This is a genomic window from Halorubrum cibi (genome assembly GCF_900182635.1).
GTDB lineage: Archaea > Halobacteriota > Halobacteria > Halobacteriales > Haloferacaceae > Halorubrum > Halorubrum cibi.
The window spans coordinates 50,546-64,895 of sequence record NZ_FXTD01000005.1 but is presented as its reverse complement, the minus strand read 5'-3'; the positions used below and the strand labels follow the sequence as shown (position 1 = coordinate 64,895).

General features: G+C 67.3%; 15 protein-coding genes. 5 read left to right on the top strand and 10 right to left on the bottom strand.

Annotation, left to right across the window (positions count from 1 at the left end):
* Nucleotides 1–44: 44 nt before the first annotated feature.
* Nucleotides 45–1,295, top strand: a complete 1,251-nt coding sequence (locus FN829_RS07760; RefSeq protein WP_142986419.1) for an outer membrane protein assembly factor BamB family protein — start codon at nt 45–47, stop codon at nt 1,293–1,295.
* 288 nt (nt 1,296–1,583) lie between these two features.
* Here the strand turns inward: FN829_RS07760 and ndk are convergent, their stop codons facing one another.
* From ndk to rpl7ae, 4 genes are read right to left on the bottom strand one after another with little or no spacing between them, the layout of a single operon-like run.
* A complete protein-coding gene (gene ndk / locus FN829_RS07755) occupies nt 1,584–2,063 on the bottom strand; it encodes a nucleoside-diphosphate kinase (RefSeq protein WP_142986418.1) in 480 nt (159 codons plus the stop codon).
* Nucleotides 2,064–2,252 carry a 50S ribosomal protein L24e gene (locus tag FN829_RS07750; RefSeq protein WP_142986417.1) on the bottom strand — a complete coding sequence of 63 codons (189 nt, stop codon included), beginning with the start codon at nt 2,250–2,252 and terminating at the stop codon, nt 2,064–2,066. It abuts the gene before it with no gap.
* A gap of 3 nt (nt 2,253–2,255) precedes the next feature.
* A complete protein-coding gene (locus FN829_RS07745; protein WP_112077388.1) occupies nt 2,256–2,480 on the bottom strand; it encodes a 30S ribosomal protein S28e in 225 nt (74 codons plus the stop codon).
* A gap of 6 nt (nt 2,481–2,486) precedes the next feature.
* Nucleotides 2,487–2,849 (bottom strand): 50S ribosomal protein L7Ae, encoded by a 363-nt coding sequence (rpl7ae, locus tag FN829_RS07740; protein ID WP_094529274.1) that lies wholly within the window; start codon nt 2,847–2,849, stop codon nt 2,487–2,489.
* A gap of 230 nt (nt 2,850–3,079) precedes the next feature.
* Here rpl7ae and FN829_RS07735 point away from each other — a divergent pair, with 230 nt between their 5' ends.
* Nucleotides 3,080–4,471 (top strand): bifunctional metallophosphatase/5'-nucleotidase, encoded by a 1,392-nt coding sequence (locus FN829_RS07735; RefSeq protein ID WP_142986416.1) that lies wholly within the window; start codon nt 3,080–3,082, stop codon nt 4,469–4,471.
* A gap of 239 nt (nt 4,472–4,710) precedes the next feature.
* On the opposite strand, the gene FN829_RS07730 is transcribed toward FN829_RS07735, so the two are convergent.
* Nucleotides 4,711–5,604, bottom strand: coding sequence for a bifunctional methylenetetrahydrofolate dehydrogenase/methenyltetrahydrofolate cyclohydrolase (locus FN829_RS07730; protein ID WP_142986415.1), 894 nt, complete (start codon nt 5,602–5,604; stop codon nt 4,711–4,713).
* A 271-nt stretch (nt 5,605–5,875) separates the two neighbouring features.
* On the opposite strand from FN829_RS07730, the gene FN829_RS07725 reads away from it, so the two are divergent.
* Nucleotides 5,876–6,478 carry a hypothetical protein gene (locus FN829_RS07725; RefSeq protein ID WP_142986414.1) on the top strand — a complete coding sequence of 201 codons (603 nt, stop codon included), beginning with the start codon at nt 5,876–5,878 and terminating at the stop codon, nt 6,476–6,478.
* Between the two features lie 42 nt (nt 6,479–6,520).
* Here FN829_RS07725 and FN829_RS07720 read toward each other — a convergent pair whose 3' ends face one another.
* Complete coding sequence (locus tag FN829_RS07720; protein WP_142986580.1) at nt 6,521–7,285, bottom strand: aldo/keto reductase; 765 nt, start codon at nt 7,283–7,285, stop codon at nt 6,521–6,523.
* An 87-nt stretch (nt 7,286–7,372) separates the two neighbouring features.
* On the bottom strand, nt 7,373–8,047 hold the full coding sequence (locus FN829_RS07715; protein WP_142986413.1) for an HAD family hydrolase: 675 nt from the start codon (nt 8,045–8,047) through the stop codon (nt 7,373–7,375).
* A 145-nt stretch (nt 8,048–8,192) separates the two neighbouring features.
* Here FN829_RS07715 and FN829_RS07710 point away from each other — a divergent pair, with 145 nt between their 5' ends.
* Nucleotides 8,193–9,332, top strand: a complete 1,140-nt coding sequence (locus FN829_RS07710) for a CBS domain-containing protein (protein WP_142986412.1) — start codon at nt 8,193–8,195, stop codon at nt 9,330–9,332.
* A gap of 80 nt (nt 9,333–9,412) precedes the next feature.
* Here FN829_RS07710 and radB read toward each other — a convergent pair whose 3' ends face one another.
* Together radB and FN829_RS07700 are read right to left on the bottom strand one after the other, a co-directional pair.
* Complete coding sequence (gene radB / locus FN829_RS07705) at nt 9,413–10,123, bottom strand: DNA repair and recombination protein RadB (RefSeq protein ID WP_142986411.1); 711 nt, start codon at nt 10,121–10,123, stop codon at nt 9,413–9,415.
* A gap of 137 nt (nt 10,124–10,260) precedes the next feature.
* Nucleotides 10,261–11,616 (bottom strand): sodium-dependent transporter, encoded by a 1,356-nt coding sequence (locus FN829_RS07700; protein ID WP_142986410.1) that lies wholly within the window; start codon nt 11,614–11,616, stop codon nt 10,261–10,263.
* A gap of 208 nt (nt 11,617–11,824) precedes the next feature.
* Here FN829_RS07700 and FN829_RS07695 point away from each other — a divergent pair, with 208 nt between their 5' ends.
* The gene (locus tag FN829_RS07695) at nt 11,825–13,213 is read left to right on the top strand and encodes an NAD(P)/FAD-dependent oxidoreductase (protein ID WP_142986409.1); all 1,389 of its coding nucleotides are present in this window, start codon (nt 11,825–11,827) and stop codon (nt 13,211–13,213) included.
* Nucleotides 13,214–13,234: 21 nt separating this feature from the next.
* Here the strand turns inward: FN829_RS07695 and FN829_RS07690 are convergent, their stop codons facing one another.
* Nucleotides 13,235–14,281 (bottom strand): AI-2E family transporter, encoded by a 1,047-nt coding sequence (locus FN829_RS07690; RefSeq protein WP_142986408.1) that lies wholly within the window; start codon nt 14,279–14,281, stop codon nt 13,235–13,237.
* Nucleotides 14,282–14,350 lie beyond the last annotated feature (69 nt).

The window sequence follows — 14,350 nt, the reverse complement described above, 5'->3', positions numbered from 1 at the left end:
CCGCATCCGACAGCCGTATGCCGGCGCCGGCCGAATCGACGCCAATGGATCGTCGAGTCCTGTTCGCCGTCCTGATCCTGTTCGCCGGCGGCGCGACCGGCGTCGGTGTCGCCACGTTCGCGTTCGTCGGCCTCGACGACGCGAACACCGAAGCGACGGTGGTCTGGGAGTCGGAACCCGCGGAGGGAGACGACGGCACCGGGGTCGCGACCGTCGTCGTCGACGGGGAGACGAGAGTCGTCCAGCCGACCGTCGAGGACGACGACCGCGCCGTGCGCGCGCTGACGCCGGGCGAAGGTCGGGCGTGGACGACCCGAATACCGGTCGGTACCGACGAGAGGGCCGGCGAGAGCGTCGAGAACGGAACCGACCCGGTCGACGTGAGTCGACTCGCGACCGGCACGCTCGCCGGCGACCCGGTGGTCGCGTTCACGACTGCGCCGGGGAAGCTGGTCGTGTTGAACGCCGTCGACGGGAGCGAACGGTTCGTCGTTGACCTCGATGGCCCCGGTGGCGTCACCCCCGCGATCGGCGATCCGGTCGGAGAGGGATCGAACCTCGTCGTCGCGACCGCAACGGACGGGTCCGTGCTCGCGGTCGACGCCGATGGTGAGCCGGTCTTCGACGCGTCGATCGACGGGCGGATCGAGCGGAGACCGCTCGTCGTCGCTCCCGACCCCGACCCCGACGGACGCGAGGGAGGAATCCCCGGCGGCGTCGCGGTGTCGACCGCGGGAACGGATCCCGGAACCGTCCACTTCCTCGGCGAGTCCGGCGAGACGCGCTGGAGCGCGACGCCGACGGTGACGGCGGTGAGCTGGAACGCCGCGGTGACGCGCCGCGGTCCCGTCCTGACGCTCGGCGGGGCCAACGGGAACCTCGAGGCGCTGGAGGTCGCCGACGGCTCCTCGCGGTACGAGGTCGGCCTCCAGGACCGCCCCGTCGCGGTCGGCGATGCGGACGACGGGCGCGTCCTCGTCGGCGGCGTCGGGAGCATCTGGGCCGTCAGTCTGCTCGACGGCGAGGTCGTCTGGAAACAACAGTACGGCGGCCAGACGCGGGTGAACGCGCCCGGTATCGGCGAGGTGACGGGTGACGACACGTCCGAGTCGGCCGCGGTCAATCGGGAGGGTGAGGTCCTCGGATTGACCCCCACCGGCGAGGTCGTCCTCCGAGGGAGCGTCCCGCAGACGGTCGTCTACGCGGGACCGCTGTTCGCCGACGCGGACGACGACGGAACCGACGAGGTACTCGTCGTCGACCAGCGCGGCGTGGTTCGGGCGCTGTCGACGTAGCGGCACTCGACGAGCCACGGCTGCCGACACCCGACGGATCACGCCTGCCGACGTTCGGTGAGCCGTGGCGTCCGGGAGGGTCGACTTATATACGTCCCCAGTCGAAGAATCGAGTGACTGAAGCGGGATGCCGGTCCGTTTTCACCGGAAACGAGGTGTGTCAACGAAGCGGCCGCTATGCGGTCGTCGTCGGGGTGCTCCGACGGGAGAACCGGTGAGATGGGCCGTCAGGAGGGCGTCGAGTTCCGGGGAGTCGAATTTCGGGGCTTCGAGATGAGGTCGTCGGCCTCAGTGATCCTCGTCCTCGTACACCCACGCCGCGGTGTCGAGGGCGTACTCGACGAGTTCGTCGTCGCCGAAGAACAGGTCGATCTCGCGTTCGTTCGCGCCCTCGTCCTCGTGGTCCGACGCGTGGATCACGTTGTGGCCGAGGTCGAGGCCGAAGTCGCCGCGGATCGTGCCGGGCGCGGACTCGGCGGGGTCGGTCTCGCCGACCATCGCGCGGACCTGCCGGGTCGCGTCAGCGCCCTCCCAGACCATCGCGAAGACGGGCCCGGAGGTGATGAACTCGACGAGCCCGTCGAAGAAGGGCTTGTCGGCGTGCTCGCCGTAGTGGTCGTGGGCGAGATCCTCGTCGATCCGCATGAACTTGCCGCCGACGAGCTTCAGCCCGCGCTCCTCGAACCGGGAGACGATCTCGCCGATGAGTCCGCGCTGGACGCCGTCGGGTTTGACCATCACGAAGGTGCGCTCGTCGTGGTGGCTCATCTACTCGCCTCCCTCGTTGCGGCCTTCCTCGGTCCACTCGAGGTCGCGCGCCTCGCGGCCGAGGAAGTAGTTCTTCTCCGCCTTCGAGTCGACGAAGTGGAGGATCTGGCCGTTCGTCTTCACGTACATCGTGCCCGTTCCGGGCTCGATCTCCTCGCCGGTGTAATCACAGGTGCGTGTCTCGACCATGGGTTATCGGCCTCCGATGGCGTCGGCGTCACGCTGGGTCTCGCGCAACTGGAGCACGTCGCCCAGCCGGACGGGACCCAGGACGTTTCGCGTGATGATCCGTCCCTGGTTCGATCCCTCCTGGATGCGGCACTTGACCTGCATGGCCTCGCCGTGCATCCCGGTCTTGCCGACGACCTCGATCACCTCGGCGGTGGTCGAATCGCCGGGTCCCTCTTCTGCGCTCATGGGTGGTTATCGAAGCTCCGCGACCTTCTCGCCGATGTCCTCGATGTCGTCGGCGGCGTCGCCGGCCTCGACGACCGCGGCGGCGGCGGAGCCGACCTCGAGGCCCGCGGCGTGGCCGACCTCGTCCTGCGTGTCGACGAAGACGACCGGGATCCCCTTCTCCTCGGCGAGCTCGGGGAGGTGCATCACGATCTCCTCGGGCGAGACGTCCTCGGCGACGAGGACGAGCTTCGCGTTGCCGCGCTCGACGGACTTGGTGGTCTCGTTCGTTCCCTTCTTTACGGTACCGGTGTCTCGGGCGACCTCGAACGCCTCAAGCGATCGCTCGGCGAGGTCGGCCGGGGTGTCGTAGTCTACGTAAACTGGCATGTGTTGTTCACCTATGTCCTCCGTGTGGGCTCGCGTGTCCGTCCCGTGGTCGATCCCTATCGGAACGGCACATCATCGACCCCACAGAGGGTGTACTCCCGGGTACTCTTGGACAGCATAAAAGCGCTTTCAAAGCGCTCGGGAGGCGTGCCAGGGCGTGACGGGGGGATTCCCCGATCGGTTCCGCTTGCGATCGTTTTTGTTCGCGCCCGACCGAGGGGCATCCACGCATGGCTCGTCTCCTCCACTACTCCGACATCGAGAACGTCTTCGACGTCCCCGAGCGCGCGGCCCGGCTGGCCGGCCGGATCCGCGCCCTCGACGGCCCCGACGCCGCGGTCGTCGCCACCGGCGACACCACCGCGCCGGGCGTCCTGTCGCTCGTCGCGAAGGGACGACAGACGATCGACTTCTACGCGGCCACCGACACCCTCCTCGACACCTTCGGCAACCACGAGTTCGACTACGGCCCCGACGCCCTCCGCGGGCTCGTCGACGACGCGCCCGTCGAGTTCGTCTCCGCGAACGTCCGCGACGAGGACGGCGACCCCTTCGGCCGATCGGAGGGCGTCGTCCCCTGGACGACCCGCGCGGTCGACGGCGCGACCGTGGGGTTCGTCGGCGTCACCGACCCCGCGACCGACTCGCTCAACCCGATGGCCGCGCCGCTCTCGTTCGACGACCCGGTCGCGGCCGCGCGGGAGGCGCTCGCCGACCTCGAACGCGAGGGTCCCGAGGTCGACCACCGGGTCGTCCTCTCGCACCTCGGCGGCGGCGACGACGACCTCGCCCGCGAGCTCGACGTGGACGCGGTGCTGGGCGGCCACGTCCACAGCCGGCGGAACGAGCGCGTCGACGGGACGCTCCTCGTCCGACCGGGCGTGAACGGCGAGGCGGTCGCCGAGGTCGACCTCGGCGACCCGACGAACCCCGACGCCTCCGCCACCGCGACCCTCCACGAGCCGGACGGCGTCGCCCCCCACGCGGATCTCGAGCGGGCGCTCGCCGAGCGGATGGGCGCGGCCGACCTCGGCGAGGTCGTCGACCGCGTCACGGAGCCGATCGAGCGGACTGGCGACGTCGTCCACGGCGGCGAGTGCCGCGTCGGCAACTTCGTCGCCGACGCGTTCCGCTGGGCGCACGACGCCGACGTGGGGCTCTCGAACGCGGGCGGCCTCCGGCAGGGCGACCCCTGGGCCGGCGACGTGACGAAGGCCGACCTCATCAGTCTCATCCCCTTCGAGGAGCCGGTGGTTCTCACCGAGATCGACGGCGAGGAGCTGCGGCGCGTCCTCCGGGAGATGGCCGCGCCCGACGTCGATTTCGGCGAGGACGACTGGTGGCACGGCCACGTCTCGAACGCCCGGATCGTCTGGGACGCCGAACGCGAGGCGATCACGGAGGCGACCGTCGACGGCGACGCGATCGATCCGGACGCCCGGTACACCGTCGCCACCTCCGAGTACCTGCTCCACTCCGATCACGAGTACCCGACGCTCGAGGAGCGCCACCGGGTCGGCGAGACCGACATCCAGTACGAGGTGCTCGCCGATTTCGCCCGCGAGCGCGGTATCGACCCCGAGATAGAGGGGCGGATCGAGATCCGGAACCGGGAGGAGTGAGCTACGGGAATCGACGATCTGCGACGGCGAGCGCTACTGATCTGTAGTGCGGTGGCGCGTGCCTCCGAGCGCCCGAAGGGCGGGAGGAGTCCGCGCGAGGGAGGCGGCGGGCCGGAGCGGCTCGCCCGCGACGGACCGTCCGCCGAGGCTGGGGAGGTGTGAGGTGCGGGGCAGTGCGGGGCTGTGCGGGGCGTTCGAGTGAGACGGGACGCGACGGGAAAGCGGCCGCGACGCCGGATTCAGTCCAGATCGACCGCGACGTCGTGCTGACGCCCGGCCGCCTTCACCGTGTTGTACAGGAGCATCGCGCGGGTCATCGGGCCGACGCCGCCGGGAACTGGCGTGATCGCGCCCGCGACCTCCTTCGCCGACTCGTAATCGACGTCGCCGACCAGTTCGTACCCCTTCTCCGTGTCCGTCTCGACCCGATTTATCCCCACGTCGATCACGGTCGCGTCCGCCTTCAACATCGAGCCGTCGACGAACTCCGGGATGCCGGCGGCGGCGATCACGATGTCCGCGTCTCCGAGTCTCCCCTCCAGGTCCTCGGTGCGGGAGTGACAGACCGTCGTGGTGGCGTTGCCCTGCGGGGCCTTCTGGATCAGGAGGTTCGCCATCGGCTTGCCCACGATGTCGGAGCGGCCGACGACGACCGCGTCGGCCCCCTCGGTCTCGACGTCGTAGGCGGCGAGCAGCTTCTGGACACCGTGGGGCGTACAGGGCTTGTAGCGGGCGTCGCCCGCGACGAGCCGCCCGACGTTCTCGGGGTGGAACCCGTCCACGTCCTTCTCGGGGTCGATCCGCCGGAGCACCTCGCGCTTCTCGACGTGATCGGGGACGGGTAACTGGACCAAGATTCCGTGGACGTCCGAGCGCTCGTTGAGGTCGTCGATGGTCTCGAACAGCTCCGCGGCGGGCGCGTCGGCGTCGACGTCGACGTGGATCCCCTCGATGCCGACCTCCTCGCAGTCGCGCTGTTTCATCGAGACGTACGTCTCGCTCGCGGGATCGTCGCTCATCAGCACGGTCGCCAATCCGGGGGTCACGCCCGCGTCCGCGAGCGTCCCCACGCAGTCGGCCACGTCGGATCGAACGTCGGCCGCCACCGCCTCGCCGTCGATGACCTCGGTCATACCCGAACGGGGTGCCGGGAAGGGTAAAAGCTGCCCGGGATCGTGTCGATCAATTCGGGTGGCAGTAGAGAAATATACACAAACATGGATCTATTCTATCGATCGCTCGTCGAATCCGCCTGCCGCCGATTTCTTGGACAGACAACGGTATGAGCGTATGAGGCAACTCATCGATCCGGCGAAACGGACCTGCTTCTCGCCATACGGTAGATGATTCGTCCTAATCTGATTGAACAGATGATTTTTCGGCAAACAATCCAAAGGTCACGATATGAGCGTGGAACCGGAACAAGCAGTAGAGCGCGCAGATCGTATGTTGAAAGGCGCATATGCTGGATTAAAACAATTTGAATCAGGAGAGGGTGAGGAGAAGTATATTGGACTGTACAACGCTGTTTCGTTTGGAAGGAATCTCACGTTCGCCCTACAGAAAGCAAAATCTAAGGATGCTGAATTTGAGCACTGGTACGAGGATCGAATTGAGGTACTAAAGCAGGATCCTGTTTGCCGGCGTATGAAGGATCTACGTAATGAGATGGAACACGAGGGTGGTTCGGGAGTAGCCACTCACGCTTCATTCTCAGGAAGCATAGCTGAACTCCAAAGGCAGGTACCTAGCTGGGCAGACTCAATCTTCATTGGTGACCAATGGGGCGGATCTGGTTTTATTGTGGAAACAGAGGACGGTGAGGAAGTAAAATTCTACATCGATTTTGATAATGTTGATGTGGAGACTGGATTATTTTTTCCAGACTTAAATGAACAAGAGTCCTACAGTAAACCAACGGAGGCACGAGACGACCTCCGTTATTACCTCAAAATCTTAGCTGAACTTGTGACGGATGCCAAGACTGAATTTGGGACAGATAACTAACCTTAGTCGTCCGACTCTCCACTCGTCGGATCCGTCCACCGATCATTCCGGGTACAGCTCCTCCTCGCGGTCGACCGCGTCGATCGCGGCGATCTCCTCGGGATCGAGTTCGATCTCGGCGGCCGCGAGGTTCGCTCGGAGGTGCCGCTCCGTCGACGCCTTCGGGATCGTCACCACCGGCTCCTTCGCGGTCGCCCACGCGATCGCGACCGCCTCGGGCGTCGTCCCGTGGTTCTCCGCGACCTCGCAGACTGGGTCGACCTCTCCGACCCTCCCGCCTGCGAGCGGCGAGTACGCGACGATGGGGTAGCCGTGCTCGCGGGCGTGTTCGAGGAGTTCCGGGCGGTGATACAGCGGATGGAGCTCGGTCTGGTGGGCGGCGATCGGCGCGTCGAGGACCTCGCGGGCGCGCTCGAGGTCGTCGACCTCGAAGTTCGAGACGCCGACCGCACCGACGACCCCGGCGTCGACGAGCCGATCGAGCGCGGGGAGCGTCGTCTCCGGGTCGTACGCGCCGCGGGGGCGGTGGACGTACAGGAGATCGATCCGGTCGATGCCGAGGAGGTCGGCGCTCTCTCGCGCGGTCGATTCCACGTCGTCGCCGGCGAGCGCGTCGATCCAGAGCTTCGTCGCGACCGTCACGTCAGTGCGGTCGACGTCGCTCGCGGCGAGTCCCTCGCCGACGACCGCCTCGTTGCCGTAGATCCGGGCGGTGTCGAGATGGCGGTACCCGACCCCGAGCGCGGTCGCGATCGGCTCGGGGTCCTCGATTCCCATCGTTCCCAGTCCCACCGGCGGGAGGTTCAGGTTCACGTCTCGAATCACGGTCGGCGACGCATAAACGTCGGCGTCGCGGTTCCGGCGGAGGCGCGTGACTTTCGCGGAAGCCACCGCTTACGGCGACCCGATCGGCGAGCGACCACAGAGGCTCACGAGGTCGTGGAGGTCGTCGATCTCGTAGGTCGGCTGCGCGGAGAGTTCGAACGAGCGGCGGTGCGGCCGGCGGATGAAGGCGGAGTCGATCCCGGCGTTGTCGGCCGCGCGGACGTCCGATTCGTTGTCACCGACGAACAGCGCGGTCGAGACGTCGAGGTCGGAGAGCGCTCGCTCGAGGTAGTACGGGGAGGGTTTCTTCCGCGAGAGGCTGGCGATCGAGGGTTCGCGACCGTAGACGACGTCGAAGCGGTCCGCGAGCCCGAAGTGCGCGAGGAGGTCGTCCACCGTGGCCTGCTGGTTCGAGGAGACGATTCCGAGCGCGGCGTCGAGATGTAAGAGCGCGTCGACGTCCTCATAGGGAGTCTTGCGACCGGCTCGCGAGGCGGCGATCTGCGCGTCGGACGCGGTCTCGTCGCGGACGCGCCAGAACTCCACCGGGTCGATCTCATACCGCTCACAGATGTCGGAAAGCGTCGCCGGATCGACGCCGACCGCGACGTCGTCGACGTGCGTGAGGTCGGGATCGGCAACGCCCAGCCGCTCGAACGCTTCCCAGGCGGCTTCACGGAGGGTGTCGAACGGCGTCCGACCGACGATCACCCCGTCGTGATCGAGGACGACGGCGTCGTACACGTCGCGTTCTCGGGGGGTAACGGTCAAAAAGCTTTCACCGGACCGTTCCGGACGCTCCGCGTTCCGCGGTTCGCGTCGGAATCTCACGCACCACCACGACCCCTGTACTTTCAATACCCGGCGCGTCCAACGTTCCGGTTGGACCATGAACATCGCTGATATCGCAGTGCCGGAGTACGTCGAGGTCGACGCCGACGAGCGGCTCGCCAAGGTCCGATCCATCTTCGAGCGCGAGAATCCGAAGGGGATAGTCGTCACCGAGGACGGCGAGTACGCGGGGGTCGTCGGTGAGAAACAGCTGCTGCGTTCACGGATGGAGGACGACACGAAGGTCTCTGCCGTCGTCAAGCCCGCGCCCTCGGTGAAGCGGACGGAGGACGTCCGCGAGACCGCCCGGCTCCTCGTCGAGGGCGACGTGAAGATCGCGCCCGTGTACGAGGGTGAGAAGCTCTACGGCATCGTGACGGTCGATCAGATCCTTGAGGCCGTCTTGGAGAGCCTCGACGCGATCACGGTCGATCAGATCGCCACGACCGACGTGATCGGCATCAACGAGAAGGACAGCGTGGGGCGAGCGATCAACCGACTCCGCGAGAACGGGATCTCCAGACTGCCGGTGCTCGACGACGACGGGATGCTCGCCGGCGTCGTCACCACGAACGACATCGTCGAGTTCGTCGTCCGCGACCAGGAGCGTCAGGGCAGCGGGGACCGCGCCGGCGACATCGATCGGATGCTCGATCTCCCCGTGTACGACATCATGTCGAGTCCGGTCGTGACCGCGACCGCCGACGAGACCGCGGAGGAGGCGGTCTCGCGTATGTTCGACAACGAGGTCTCCGGGCTCGTCGTCACCCCCGAAGGCATCGAAGCGGTCGCGGGGATGGTCACCAAGACCGACGTGTTGCGCGCGCTCACGTTCACTGAAGAGGACTCGCTCGACGTACAGATCACGAACGTCGACCTCCTCGAGCACACCTCGCGCGAACACGTCGTCGAGTCGATCGAAAGCGTCGCGGACAAGTACGCCCAGATGCAGGTGATGCACGCGCACGTCCGGCTCCACCAGCACAAGGAGAAGCTCCGCGGCACCCCGCTCATCCAGTGTCAGATCCGCCTGCGGACGGACCAGGGACAGGTCGGCGGCTCCGGCGAGGGGTACGGCGCCGAACACGCGTTCCACGTGGCGCTCGACAAGCTGGAGCGGAACGTCCTCGAGATCAAAGGCGTCAACGCCGACGAGGAGTACCGCGGCCAGCTGCTCCGGAAGCTCGGCGAGCTCTAAGCGCGTCCGACTCACCTCGGCCCGACACTCCGGCTCGCCCACGTTCGATCGTTTTCCGGCTCGACCCGCTCTCTCCGACGCTAGTCCTCGTTCGCGCCCGCCGCGAGTCCCTTTTCGACGATCCGGAACGTGGCGGAGTCTCCGGCGGGCTTCGACCGGTGTTTCTCCAGGGTTGCTCGACGGTTCCCGCCGCGGAAGCGGTCGACACGGAGGATCGCGCCGGTCCAGTGGTTGAGCGTGTTGCCGCCGAGCGCGCGGTCGCGGTCGCTCTCGGGATCCGTGAACACCTGGTTCGTGATCACCACCGCGAGGTCGTGTCGTCGCGCCAGCGAGAGGAGGTGCGTCACCTGTTTCGCGACCTTCCGGAGCGACTGACCGCCCTCCGTGTCGTCGGCGCGCTCGAGCCGGTAGAAGCCGGTCGCGGAGTCCAACACGACCAGATCGACCTCTGCCGCGAGCTCCTCGGCGTCGCGGACGGCCTCGCGCTGGTCCTCGAAGTCGTACGCCTCGGTGATCACCAGCCGCGAGGCCAGCTCCTCGACGTCCTCGTCGATGTCCGGGCGGTCGACTCGTGCGCCCGCCATCTGCTCGAACCGGTCGATCGAGAGCCCCTCGGTGTCGATGAAGAGCGACCGGTCGCCGCTCGCCGCGACCTCGATGGCTGCGGAGAGCGCGAGGTTGGTCTTGCCCGCGGCGGGGGGACCGTACACCTGCGTGACCACCCCGCGTTCGAACCCGCCGCCCAGCAGGTCGTCGACCGGCTCACAGCCGATCGGGATCGGTTCGCTCACTGACGATGCTTCAGTCCCGTTCGCCTTTAAGCAGTCGGTACGGTCGGTTCGACCGCCGGACGGGTTCGGTCAACGGGATCGGCAGGACCGCCGGACGGGTTCGGTCAACGGAACCGGCAGGACCGCAGGAGACGGATCTATCGCGCCGCCAGCCACTCGGCGAAGCCGCCGGTCAGGAAGTCGACGTAGCCGACGACTCCCAGATACAGCGAGACGAGGACGACGATCACGATCGGGATCCGGACGATCCAGATCCAGGCGGTTCCGAGTCCGCCGAGGCTGCCGATCCCCTTTTCCAGTTCATTGCGGGCGACGTCGGGGATCACCCAGCCGACGAACAGCGCGAGCAGCAGCGAGCCTAACACGAGCAGGACGCCGCCGGCCAGATTGTCGTATAACCCGAGGAAGATCAGGTCGATCGTCACCGGGACGCCGAGCAGGAAGACGGCGACGCCGATGGCGACCGACGCGGGGACGCGCTCGACGTCGAACTCGTCGATCAGGTACGAGACGAGCACTTCGAGGATGCTGATCGCGGAGGAGAGCGCGGCTATCCCGACCATCGCGAAGAACACGATCCCGATGATTCGACCGCCGGGGATCCCCGTGAACGCGGACGTGAGGCTCACGAAGATCGCACTGGGACCGGGGCCGCCGGGCTCGATCCCGGCCGCGAAGAGGAACGGGAAGACGACGAAGCCGACGATCACGGCGATGAGCGTGTCGAGCGCGGCGATGATGCCCGCGTCCGTTGCGAGGTTCCGGTCCTCGCCGAGGTAGGAGGCGTAGGTGATCATCACCCCCATCCCGAGCGAGAGCGTGAAGAAGGCCTGTCCGGCGGCGGCCGGCAGGATGCTCGTCCAGTTCGCGGCGAGGTAGCCGAAGTCCGGCGTGAGGTAGTACGCGTACGCCGCGCCCGCGGCATCCAGCGTGAACGCGTACGCCGCGAGCCCGACGAGCACCACGATGATCGCCGGCACCATCACCTTCACGCCGACCTCGATTCCCCGCCGTACGCCGGCGGCGATGATCCCGATGACGAGCGCCATGAACACGGCGTGAAACAGGAGCGAGTCGAGTCCGGTGGTGACCGAGCCGTACAGCGCGGTCGCCTCCTCCGGTCCCGCGAGCGCGTACCCGTCGGTGACTCCGATCAGGGTGTACCGAAGGAACCAGCCGGCGACGACGCTGTAGTACGAGAGGGTGACGAAGCCGGTGACGACGAACAGCCAGCCGAGGTAGTTCCATGCCCCGCTCCCGAGTTCACGTATCGCCCCCACCGGGTTCAGTTCGGTGTACCGGCCGATCACGAACTCGACGAGGATCGCCGGGAAGCCGATCAACACGACGAAAAGCAGGTAGAGGAGCAGGAACGCTCCGCCGCCCTCCTGTCCGGTGATGAAGGGGAACCGCCAGATGTTCCCGAGCCCCACCGCGCTCCCGACCGCTGCCAGGATGAATCCCATTCGTGTCGCCCACGTCTCGCGTGCCATCGTTGTCGGACGGACCCGGTTGGGAACCAAAAGCGTGTCTTTCCGACGCCGAGAATCGCCGATAAAACTGGATGAACGATCGTTTTCGACCGATTCCCGGCGGGCCGAGAGCGACCGACCCGGTCGCGAGGGCGTCCGAACCCCCTGGCGTCGCTCGGATCCCGGCGGCGACCGTGAATTTAATGCCGTGAGGTCGACCTCACAGGGTATGGAACGCGTAGACGTCGCGATCGTTGGCGGTGGGCCTGCCGGTTCGTCCGCGGCGCACGCGGCCGCGAGCGGCGGCGCGGACGCCCTCGTGTTGGAGAAGGGCGTGCCGCGGGCCGATCGCGAGGGGCTCGGTCCCGACTCCACCGACGCCGCCGGGATCTTGGACTACTGGGTCGATATCATGGGGATCCACCCCGACGAGTTCGCCGACGGCGTCGTTCAACGGGAGCTGGATCGGGCGGAGTTCCGCGGCCCGTCGTCCGCAGCAACCCTGTACGACACGGGGATTGAGTCCTCTTACGACGGGTTCGGATACACCTTCCAGCGCGCCCGCTTCGACGACTGGTTGCGCGAGCGTGCCGAGGAGGCCGGCGCGGAGTACCGGGTCGGCGTCTCGGTCCGCGGCGTCGACACCGACCTGGACGCGGGAGCGAACGGCGAGACGCCCCGCCATACGCTCGGCCTCGCCGACGGCGACGAGATCGGGGCCGACTTCGTCGTGCTCGCGGACGGACCCCAGCGGACGGTGACGAACCGAGTGCTCGACGAGTACCTGCCGACCGGTCGGGGTGGATCCGACCGGCTCGCGCCGCCGGAGGCCAATCACATCGCCTACCAGGAGTACCGCCGCGTGCCCGAGGCGGTGTACGAGGAGGTGAAGGACGCGATCGTCTTCTGGTGGGGCGTGATGCCCGGCGAGACCGCCTACCCGTGGATCTTCCCGAACGACGACCGCGTCTGCCGGATCGGGCTCACGATGCCGATCGGGATGGACATCGACGACTTCGACGTCGACGCCTACGAGCTGCTCACCGCGGACGACGACTCGATTCCGAGCGGTGCGGAGTACGTCCGCCGGCTGCTGGAGTGGCAGTACGGCGACGAGTACGACGTCAAGGAGGACTTCCCGCTCGTCGAGGACGCGGGCAAACGCGGCGGGACGGAGACGTACCCGATCTCCTCGACCCGGCCGATCGACTCGCCGACCGAGGCGGGCATCGCCGTGGCCGGCGGCGCGATGGGGACCACCTCGGCGTTCCACGAGGGCGGCGACCACGTCGCCGTCCGCACCGGCGCGATCGCGGGTGAACTCGCCGCCGCCGGCGATCTGGCTCCGTACAACCGACGGTGGAAGGAGGCCATCGGCGACGAGGTCGTCCGGAACGTCACGATGGCGGACATGGTCGCCGACTACGAGCCGGCAGACTGGGACCGGATCATCGGCGCGGCGGACGCGATGCTCGCCGCGGAGACGGACGGCGGGCTGCTCGCACAGCCGTACCGGTCGGGATGGGAGTCGCTGAAGCTCATCCTCGGCTACAAGTGGAACAAGCGGAAGACGAGACGCGACTACGTGACGATCGCCGAGGACGAGTACGTCTACTGAGTCCCTCTAGGCTCCCTTCTCTCACTCCACACCACGGTCGATCACTCTCGCTTCCGCCTCCCGCTCGCGCGCGTACAGGTCGAGGACTACCTTCGCTCCGCCAAGCGCGACCGGCCCGACGAAGAGGCCGACCCCGCCGAAGAGGACGATCCCGCCGAAGATCCCCACGACGATGATCGCCACGTTGATCGCGCCGGCCCGGTTGATCACGGCGGGACGGAGGTACGTGTCCGAGAGGCTGACGAGGACGCCGAAGACGAAGAGGATGACTGCCGCGGTGGTCCGACCGCGCACGAGCAGATACAGCGACAGCGGGACCCAGACGCCGAAGGAGCCCACGAGCGGGAGCAGCGTGAGGACGAACGCGGCCACGGTGAGGAACGTGACGCCGGGCACGCCGAGTAAGAACAGCCCGACGCCGAGAAGCAGCGCCTGGATCCCCGCGACGATGACGTTCCCGACGACCGACGCCCACATCAGGTCGTCGAGTTCCGCGATCAGGTCGCGCTGGACGCGCTCGGAGACCGGCGCGACGGTGAGCGCCCACGCGAAGAGTCGGTCGCCGTCGCGCAACAGCGTGAACAGGACGAAAAGCGTCACGGACAGCCCCACGGTCAGGTCCGGGATCCCGCGGAGCAGCCCGAGTCCCCAGCTCGCGAGCCGCTGTATCGCGGTGTTGATCGGTTCCTGGTAGGTCACGTAGAGGACGTCGATGTCGACGACGTATCCGAATATCTCGATCTCGTCGACCACGAGGTCCCGTAACTCGCCGCGTCGGAGGGCGGAGAGAAGTGCGAGTCCCTGTCGGAGCGCGACCGTGAGGACGTACGCGAGTGGGACGAACACCACGAGGGTCGCCCCCGTGATCACCGAGATCGCGGCCATTCCCGGCCGCACGTGTTCCTCCGCGCGGTGTTGGACGGGCGCGAGTACGTACGCGATGACGACCGCGAGCAACACGTACTGGAGGTACGTGGCGATGAGAATGGCGGCGAAGACGGCGCTGGCGAGCGCCAGAACCGACAGCCCGTTCAGCGGTGACGGCCGGGACGCTGTGCCGTCGCTCATCTCGATGGGTGGCGTCGGCGGGTTCGTTCGGGCATCGGGTGTGTCCGTGAGGAACGTGAGACCGTATAA

Bases quoted from the DNA above. Each gene is read 5' to 3' on its own strand.
- FN829_RS07745 (WP_112077388.1), bottom strand. From the start codon at position 2,480: ATGAGCGCAGAAGAGGGACCCGGCGATTCGACCACCGCCGAGGTGATC.
- FN829_RS07750 (WP_142986417.1), bottom strand. From the start codon at position 2,252: ATGGTCGAGACACGCACCTGTGATTACACCGGCGAGGAGATCGAGCCC.
- rpl7ae (WP_094529274.1), bottom strand. From the start codon at position 2,849: ATGCCAGTTTACGTAGACTACGACACCCCGGCCGACCTCGCCGAGCGA.
- FN829_RS07690 (WP_142986408.1), bottom strand. From the start codon at position 14,281: ATGAGCGACGGCACAGCGTCCCGGCCGTCACCGCTGAACGGGCTGTCG.
- FN829_RS07730 (WP_142986415.1), bottom strand. From the start codon at position 5,604: ATGACCGAGGTCATCGACGGCGAGGCGGTGGCGGCCGACGTTCGATCC.
- FN829_RS07700 (WP_142986410.1), bottom strand. From the start codon at position 11,616: ATGGCACGCGAGACGTGGGCGACACGAATGGGATTCATCCTGGCAGCG.
- FN829_RS07725 (WP_142986414.1), top strand. From the start codon at position 5,876: ATGAGCGTGGAACCGGAACAAGCAGTAGAGCGCGCAGATCGTATGTTG.
- FN829_RS07710 (WP_142986412.1), top strand. From the start codon at position 8,193: ATGAACATCGCTGATATCGCAGTGCCGGAGTACGTCGAGGTCGACGCC.
- FN829_RS07695 (WP_142986409.1), top strand. From the start codon at position 11,825: ATGGAACGCGTAGACGTCGCGATCGTTGGCGGTGGGCCTGCCGGTTCG.
- ndk (WP_142986418.1), bottom strand. From the start codon at position 2,063: ATGAGCCACCACGACGAGCGCACCTTCGTGATGGTCAAACCCGACGGC.
- FN829_RS07735 (WP_142986416.1), top strand. From the start codon at position 3,080: ATGGCTCGTCTCCTCCACTACTCCGACATCGAGAACGTCTTCGACGTC.
- FN829_RS07760 (WP_142986419.1), top strand. From the start codon at position 45: ATGGATCGTCGAGTCCTGTTCGCCGTCCTGATCCTGTTCGCCGGCGGC.